General features: G+C 33.3%; 4 protein-coding genes and 1 pseudogene. All 5 read right to left on the reverse strand.

Translation table 11 applies throughout. The features are described 5' to 3' along the window. Nucleotides 1–947 (reverse strand): acyltransferase family protein (locus B3J44_RS17890; protein ID WP_286970093.1); only part of this gene is annotated, 947 nt, incomplete at its 3' end. Between the two features lie 53 nt (nucleotides 948–1,000). Further along, on the reverse strand, nucleotides 1,001–3,991 hold the full coding sequence (locus B3J44_RS17895) for a glycoside hydrolase family 3 N-terminal domain-containing protein (RefSeq protein ID WP_286970095.1): 2,991 nt from the start codon (nucleotides 3,989–3,991) through the stop codon (nucleotides 1,001–1,003). Between the two features lie 74 nt (nucleotides 3,992–4,065). Continuing rightward, nucleotides 4,066–5,574 (reverse strand): sodium:solute symporter, encoded by a 1,509-nt coding sequence (locus tag B3J44_RS17900; protein WP_286970097.1) that lies wholly within the window; start codon nucleotides 5,572–5,574, stop codon nucleotides 4,066–4,068. A 170-nt stretch (nucleotides 5,575–5,744) separates the two neighbouring features. Continuing rightward, nucleotides 5,745–6,572 (reverse strand): N-acetylmuramic acid 6-phosphate etherase, encoded by an 828-nt coding sequence (gene murQ / locus B3J44_RS17905; RefSeq protein WP_286970098.1) that lies wholly within the window; start codon nucleotides 6,570–6,572, stop codon nucleotides 5,745–5,747. 293 nt (nucleotides 6,573–6,865) lie between these two features. Then, nucleotides 6,866–7,219 (reverse strand): annotated as a pseudogene (locus B3J44_RS17910) (exo-beta-N-acetylmuramidase NamZ domain-containing protein); the annotation flags it as partial.

Raw genomic sequence — 7,219 nt, forward strand, 5'->3', positions numbered from 1 at the left:
GTTGCAATTCCGGCTGTATATAAAACATAAGAACTTGTCCAAAGTGATTTATTGATAGGGAAGAAGATGTTCCAAATTAAACCTCCAATTACTAAAGCAGTTCCTGCAATGGCGGTCTTTTTTACGATTTCCATTTTATCAACAGATAAATTTAATAGTTGACCAATGTACATTCCTAAAATTCCAGTTCCAATGGCTGGCAAAGTGCTCAAAATTCCTTCTGGATCCCAAGTTTTAGATGAAGCCCATAAATGTCCGTTTAAAAGTGTATCGTCTATCCAAGCGGCCAAATTGGTTCCTTTATCAAAATTAGCAGGACCAAATCCAGGAACGGGAACAAAAGCCATTACAAGCCAATATCCAATTAAAAGCGTGGCTAAAACTAAAAGCTGTTTTTTTAAATTAGTCTTTAAATACAAAATTGAAGTAAAGAAATACACAATTGCAATTCGCTGTAAAACGCCTGGAATTCTCGTGTCTTCAAAATGCTCAAGTCCGCTAAATGATAGCGAAATCAAAATTAGAAATACTCCAACTGCAAGAATGGTTTTTACTTTCATTGAAAAGTTTCCTAAAAGGGCATAAGCCACTGCAAAAGCAATTACTAATCTCAATCCTAATAACGGAATCCCTTCTAAACCAAATAAATGGATTCTGCTGAAAACGCTTAAAAACAATCCTAAGCAGAAAATTCTAAGCGAACGAACTAAAATTTTATTGAAAACGCTTCCGTCAAAATGTTTTACAGGCATCGCAAACGGAATTGCAGTTCCCATTATAAAAACAAAAAACGGGAAAACTAAGTCAGTTGGCGTACAGCCATGCCATTCAGCATGTTCTAAAGGCGGGTAAATAGATGACCAGCTTCCCGGATTATTGACAATCGTCATTAAGAGAATCGTAAATCCTCTAAAGACATCAAGCGAAGTTAAACGTTCTTTTGTCATTGGGTTTGATAGTTTAGATAGGTTAGAATTTTAGAATTTAGAATTTGGAATTTTTATTTTATGATAGCATCTTGAATAATCTGTTGGATTTCTTCTCTGATTTTTCCTTTTGCTAATTTATTTTCGTCATTTACTACTTCTGGATAGGTTCTGTTGGATAGAAAAACATACACAATCTCGGTTTCTGGATCTGCCCAAGCCATGTTTCCTGTAAAACCTGTATGCCCAAAACTTGCTTCAGAAACACAGTCGCAGGTTGGTCCGCCTTTGTGAACTCTTTTATCAAATCCTAAACCTCTCAGGATACCTTGGTTTTTGTAATAACACGTATTAAAAGCATCAAAAGTTTGTGGAGAAAAATATTGAATACCGCCATAATTTCCTTTCTGCAGATAAAGTTGCATCATTTTGGCAACATCCATTGCATTAGAAAAAATTCCTGCGTGACCTGCAACTCCGCCTTCCATTGCGGCCGCCATATCGTGCACATAACCCTGAATAACTTGATGTCTGAAATAGTTGTCAATTTCGGTTGGCGCAATATTGCTTTTGCTAAATTTATCCAGCGGATTGTAAACTGTATTAGTCATTCCTAAAGTGCTGTAGAAATTTTCTTGACTCAGCTCTTCTAATTTTTTATGTGTTTTTCGTTCTAAATATTCTTTTAGAATGATAAAAGTAAAGTCGCTGTATTTGTATTCTTTTTTTAGAGCTACAGGACTTTCAGCAATGATTTTCATAATCGTATCATGATAATCATTTCGAATATAAAGATTGTCGGCAACTTTTGTTGTAAAACCGTTTTCGGCAACTTTTCGATAGTATTTTTCAGAAGGCTGATTGTTGCTGTCTAAAGTTGCTTTGTAAAACGGAATCCACGCTTGAAGTCCTGCGTAATGATTTAGCAGATCTTTAAAAGTGATATTTTCTTTGTTTGTTTTGGCAAAAAAAGGCAGCATATCTTTCAGTTTGGTATCCAGCTCTACTTTATTCTTATCATACAATTGCATCACATTTGGCAATGTTGAAATCATTTTTGAAATCGAAGCCACATCGTATAAATCAAAATCGGTTACTTTTTTTCCGTTATCATAAGTTTGCGCTCCATACGATTTCTGAAAAATAACATTTCCTTTTCTCGCAACCAAAACCTGCATTCCTGGAGTCATTTTTCCGTCAATAGCTTTTTGTGCTACAGCATCAATTTTGGATAGAATTGCCGGATTCATATTTACATTTTCTGGAGCTGTAAAAGCCAGACGATTTAGTTTTTCTGTAGATAAACCATCATTTACATGGAAAGCATCATTTATAGAAACGGGTAATTTTCCTTTGGCTTCGATTGCTCCAAAAAGCAATCCTGCTGAAACAACCTGACTAATATCTGAGTTCTGATACGAAACCACCAATCCTTCAATATCATCAAAATCTTTAATTGAAAGTAATGAATATGGCTTTGCAAAAATGTCTAAAATTACTTTGTTGTGTTTTGCAATTTCTTTTAGCCAAAGCATTTCTTGTAATGTGAATTCTTGTTTTTCCCAAGCTTTATTTACTTTGTGATAGCTGATAATTACTTTGTCGAATTTTTTCAATTCTTTATTCAGACTGTCAAGATTGGTGTCTTTGACTTCTGTAATATTGGTATATTTTTTTAATGTCGAAACGAAAGTGCTATTGGTGTCTTCACCCAATTTTATATAGGCGATTTTTTCGCTTAAATCTTTTATCGGAAGAATTTCTTTTTCGTTTTTTAAAACCGTAATGGCATTTTCATACAGTTTATAATGCAAAGCATCATTTTGCGACGGATTCAAATCATTGTACAAATTATTTAAATCAATCGGTTTGTATTTATTTAATCCTGCTTTGTATTTAAAATGAAGAATTTTTTTAACCGAATGAGCTAATCGTTCTTCTGTAATTACTTGCGTATTATAAGCCTCTTCCAATTTCTGAAAAGCGAAAGGTACATTATCAGGACATAATAAAATATCATTTCCTGCCAAAAGAACCGCGATTTCGAGATCTCCAGGACCTTTAAAGTTGGCAGCGCCTTTCATCGCCAAACCGTCTGTAAAAATCAATCCGCTAAAACCTAATTCTTTTTGAAGCAGATTGGTAACCACATTATAAGAAGCAGAAGAAGGACAATTTGGCTGTGATTCTAAACTCGGAATATTAAGGTGCGCCACCATTACAGAAGCTAAACCTTCGTCGAATAATTTTTTGTACGGGTATAGTTCGACCAATTCCATACGTTCTTTAGAAAAATTAACGGTAGGCAAGGCGTGATGCGAATCGGTTGAGGTGTCTCCGTGTCCAGGAAAGTGTTTTCCAGTACAGAAAACGCCATTTCCTTGTATTCCTTTCATTAAAGCAAGAGCTTTTTCGGTTACATTGACTTTATCTTCACCAAAAGAACGGTTTCCGATAATTGGGTTTTTCGGATTAGTATTAATATCTAAAACTGGTGCAAAATTGAAATGAACGCCGATTCGTTTGTTTTCGGCTGCCATATTTCTTCCCACATTTTCAATTAAACTTAAATCCTGAATCGCGCCCAAAGTCATATTCCATGGATAACGATACGTTGAATCTAATCTCATGGCTAATCCCCATTCGGCATCGATCCCGATCATCAAAGGCACTTTAGCTTTTGATTGATATAAGTTGGTCAATTTAGCCTGACGAACTGGTCCGCCCTGAAAGAAAATAACGTTTCCTATTTTATAATCTTCAATCAGTTTGCTGATTTGATTAACGTGTACAGAATCTTTGTTGGAATAGGCAGAAACCATAAATAATTGCCCGATTTTCTCCTGTACCGTCATTTTGTTATAAATGCTGTCAACCCAAGTCGTTTCTTTGTCAGAATCTTTAAAGAAAGTTTTTTTGTCTGAAGTATTTTTTGGCACGTAAACAACAGTATCTTTTAAAGGAATATCCTTTTTTGAATCTGTTACGTTTTTTTTAGAAGCGCAATTGGTAATTAAAAATATAAAAGCGGCGTATAAACTGATTTTTATAAATGGATTTTTCATATCATTTTTTTAAGAATCAATTTGAGTTTAATGCATTTAAATTCAAATTGATTCATCAATAGTATTAAGCTGAATTAGAAACTTATTTCTTTTTCACTTCGTGAACTGGTAATAAATAATCCTAAATAAGTAATTAATCCGTTTAGTATAATTAATTCATTATCAAAAACATATCCTGCAAATAAAACTTTAGAATATTCATTGATAAAATACGTAAACAATGGAGAAAGCAAACAGATAAACGGAACCAGTTTGTCGTTTACATGTCTTGATTTTTGAAACAAACCAAAAGCGTATAATCCTAATAATGGACCGTAAGTGTACGAAGCAACCTTAAAGATCATTCCAACTACAGAACTGTCATTGATCGAGTTAAAAATTAGGATGATAAAAAAGATTAAAATCGAGAAACTGATATGTACTAAATGCCTAATTTTTACGGTGTTTTTCTTATGACTGTTTTCTGCTTTGTCCATACCTAAAAAGTCAACACAGAAAGAAGTTGTTAAGGCTGTTAGGGCAGAATCTGTGGTTGCAAAAGTGGCAGCAATAATTCCTAATAAAAATACGATTGCAGGAATAAGTGCTAAGTGATTTAAAGCAATTTCAGGGAAAAGCAAATCGGTTCTTGGTTTTCCGGTAACTAAATCGGTTGGAACGGCAATTCCGTTTTTGTTTGCGTAGATGTATAAAAGCGCTCCAACACTCAAAAAGAAAATATTGATTACAACAAAAATTCCTGTAAAAGTGAACATGTTTTTTTGTGCTTCGCCAATATTTTTACAGCTCAAGTTTTTTTGCATTAAATCTTGATCTAAACCTGTCATGGCAATGGTTACGAACATTCCGCCCAAAATTTGTTTTACAAAATGGAATTTACTTCCAAAGAAATCATCAAAGAAAAAGATCTTAGAATAATTACTGTTTTTTACTTCTTCAAAAGCAGTTATCGCGCTTAAATCCATACGATCGCAAATGAAATAAATCGTAAGAAAAACAGAAGTTACAAGGAAAAATGTTTGTAATGTATCGGTAATAATAATCGTTTTTAGTCCGCCTTTATAAGTATAAGAAAAGATAAGCAACAGCGAAATTAAAACTGTAAAAGCAAAAGGGATATGATAAAAATCGAATACAAAACGCTGTAAAACAATCACGACAAGATAAAGTCTAAACGCTGAGCTGATAGTTCGGCTAATCAAGAAAATAGAAGCAGCTGTTTTATAGCTAAAAAATCCCATTCTTTGCTCAATATATCCATAAATCGAAGTCAGATTCATTCTATAATATAAAGGCAGTAAAAGCTTTGTAATGACAATAAACCCAAGTGCATTTCCTAAAACAAACTGAAAATATTTAAATTGTTCACCACTTGGTGCGCCAACTTCTCCAGGAACAGAAATGAAAGTTACTCCTGAAAGCGCTGTTCCGATCATTCCGAAAGCAACTAAATACCATTTTGAATTTTTGTTAGCAGTAAAAAAAGCCTCGTTTCCGCTGTCTTTCTTGCTTACTCGATGTGAGATGTAGAATAATGTTCCGAAATAAACGATAATAAGGAGAAGGATGGTACTTGGTGTCATTTTATAGTTTTGGTGATTTTTGGTTTTTTAAAATAATTCAAATCAAGAAGATTTTTTAATTGACCTGACGGATTTTACTCTGTCAGGTCGGTGTTAAAAACTCCAAAAAATGAATTTATTCAGCTTTTGAATTTGTATAAATCTATAAAAAGATTTTGATAGTGTGGTTTTTAGTTTTCTTGATTTTTAGTGTTTGCTAATAAAACAGCTCTTACACTTTTATGTTTTTGCAGTAATTCTTCGGCAACTTCATATTCAATAGCAAGTTCTTCCATAATCATCTTGATGCCGCGTTTTACCAATTTTTCGTTAGACAGTTGCATGTCAACCATTTTATTGCCTTTTACTTTTCCTAATTTGATCATTACCGAAGTAGAAATCATATTCAAAGTAAGTTTTTGAGCCGTTCCTGCTTTCATTCTTGTGCTTCCTGTTAAGAATTCAGGACCTACGATTAATTCAATCGGATAATCAGCTTCTTGAGCGATTAGTCCGTTGCTGATGCAAGAAATACTTCCTGTTTTGATGTTATATTCTTTAGCTTTTTTAAGCGCTCCTAAAACGTATGGCGTGTTTCCAGAAGCAGCAATTCCGATAATCATGTCTAAGCTTGAAATTTCAAATTTGGCTAAATCTTTCCAAGCTTGTTCGGTATCGTCTTCGGCATTTTCTACTGCTTTTCTAATGGCTGTGTCTCCGCCGGCAATAATTCCGATAATCATATCATGTGGAACGCCAAAAGTTGGCGGGCATTCAGATGCATCTAAAATTCCTATTCTCCCAGAAGTTCCCGCTCCAATATAAAATAATCTTCCTCCCAATTGCATTTTTTTTACAATGGCTTTAACCAGTTTTTCTATTTTAGGAATTTGCTCTTCAATAATATGCGGAACTTTTTTGTCTTCTGTATTAATGTTTGTAAGAAGTTCTTTCACGCTCATTTGATCCAAGTCTTTGTACAAAGATTCTTGTTCAGTTTCAGGATTTTTATTTTTCATTTTTCTTTTTTTTGATTGTTGAAACCGAGATTTTTCTACTATCAGGCTTCTCTATTTTTACATTAATAGTTTGATATTTTTATTTAGAATAGAATTTAATTTTAAAAACATAGAAACACAGGTTTTGATTTTTGTTTAAAAAGGTAACCAATCTTTAAAAAGCAAACCAAAGAGAACTACATTTCTGCATAGCAATATATATGTGTGTGTTTATGCTATTGAAACGCTTTTTTGTAAGTCTATCAAAGTCTATGTTTCTATTGTTTAAAATTAAGTCTAAGGGAACCGAATTATTATTTATAAATCAGGTATTTTGTTCGCATTTTTTTGAAAGCTTCTAGATCTTTCTGCCAAGATTGTCTTATCTGAGCTTCAGAAACGTCGCTTTCAATTTGTTGCTGTAATTTTTTTGTTCCTGCCAGTTTGGTAAAAAATGCATTGAAGAATTTTGTTTTATCGCTCGTATTCTGATATGCTTTAATAAGCCATTTTAGTTCTAATTGTTTCAATTTTGGATAAGCAGTTAAATCTTCTCCAAAACATTCTTTTCCGTTATATAGCGGATCTTTTGCGCCAAAATTTGGTTTCGGAGTAAAACTAAAATTGGTTTTGGTTAAATATGGAGAACCGTAGATTTGAAACTGTTT

This window comes from Flavobacterium sp. UBA4854 (genome assembly GCF_002399805.1).
In the GTDB taxonomy this organism is placed as follows: Bacteria; Bacteroidota; Bacteroidia; order Flavobacteriales; family Flavobacteriaceae; genus Flavobacterium; species Flavobacterium ginsengisoli.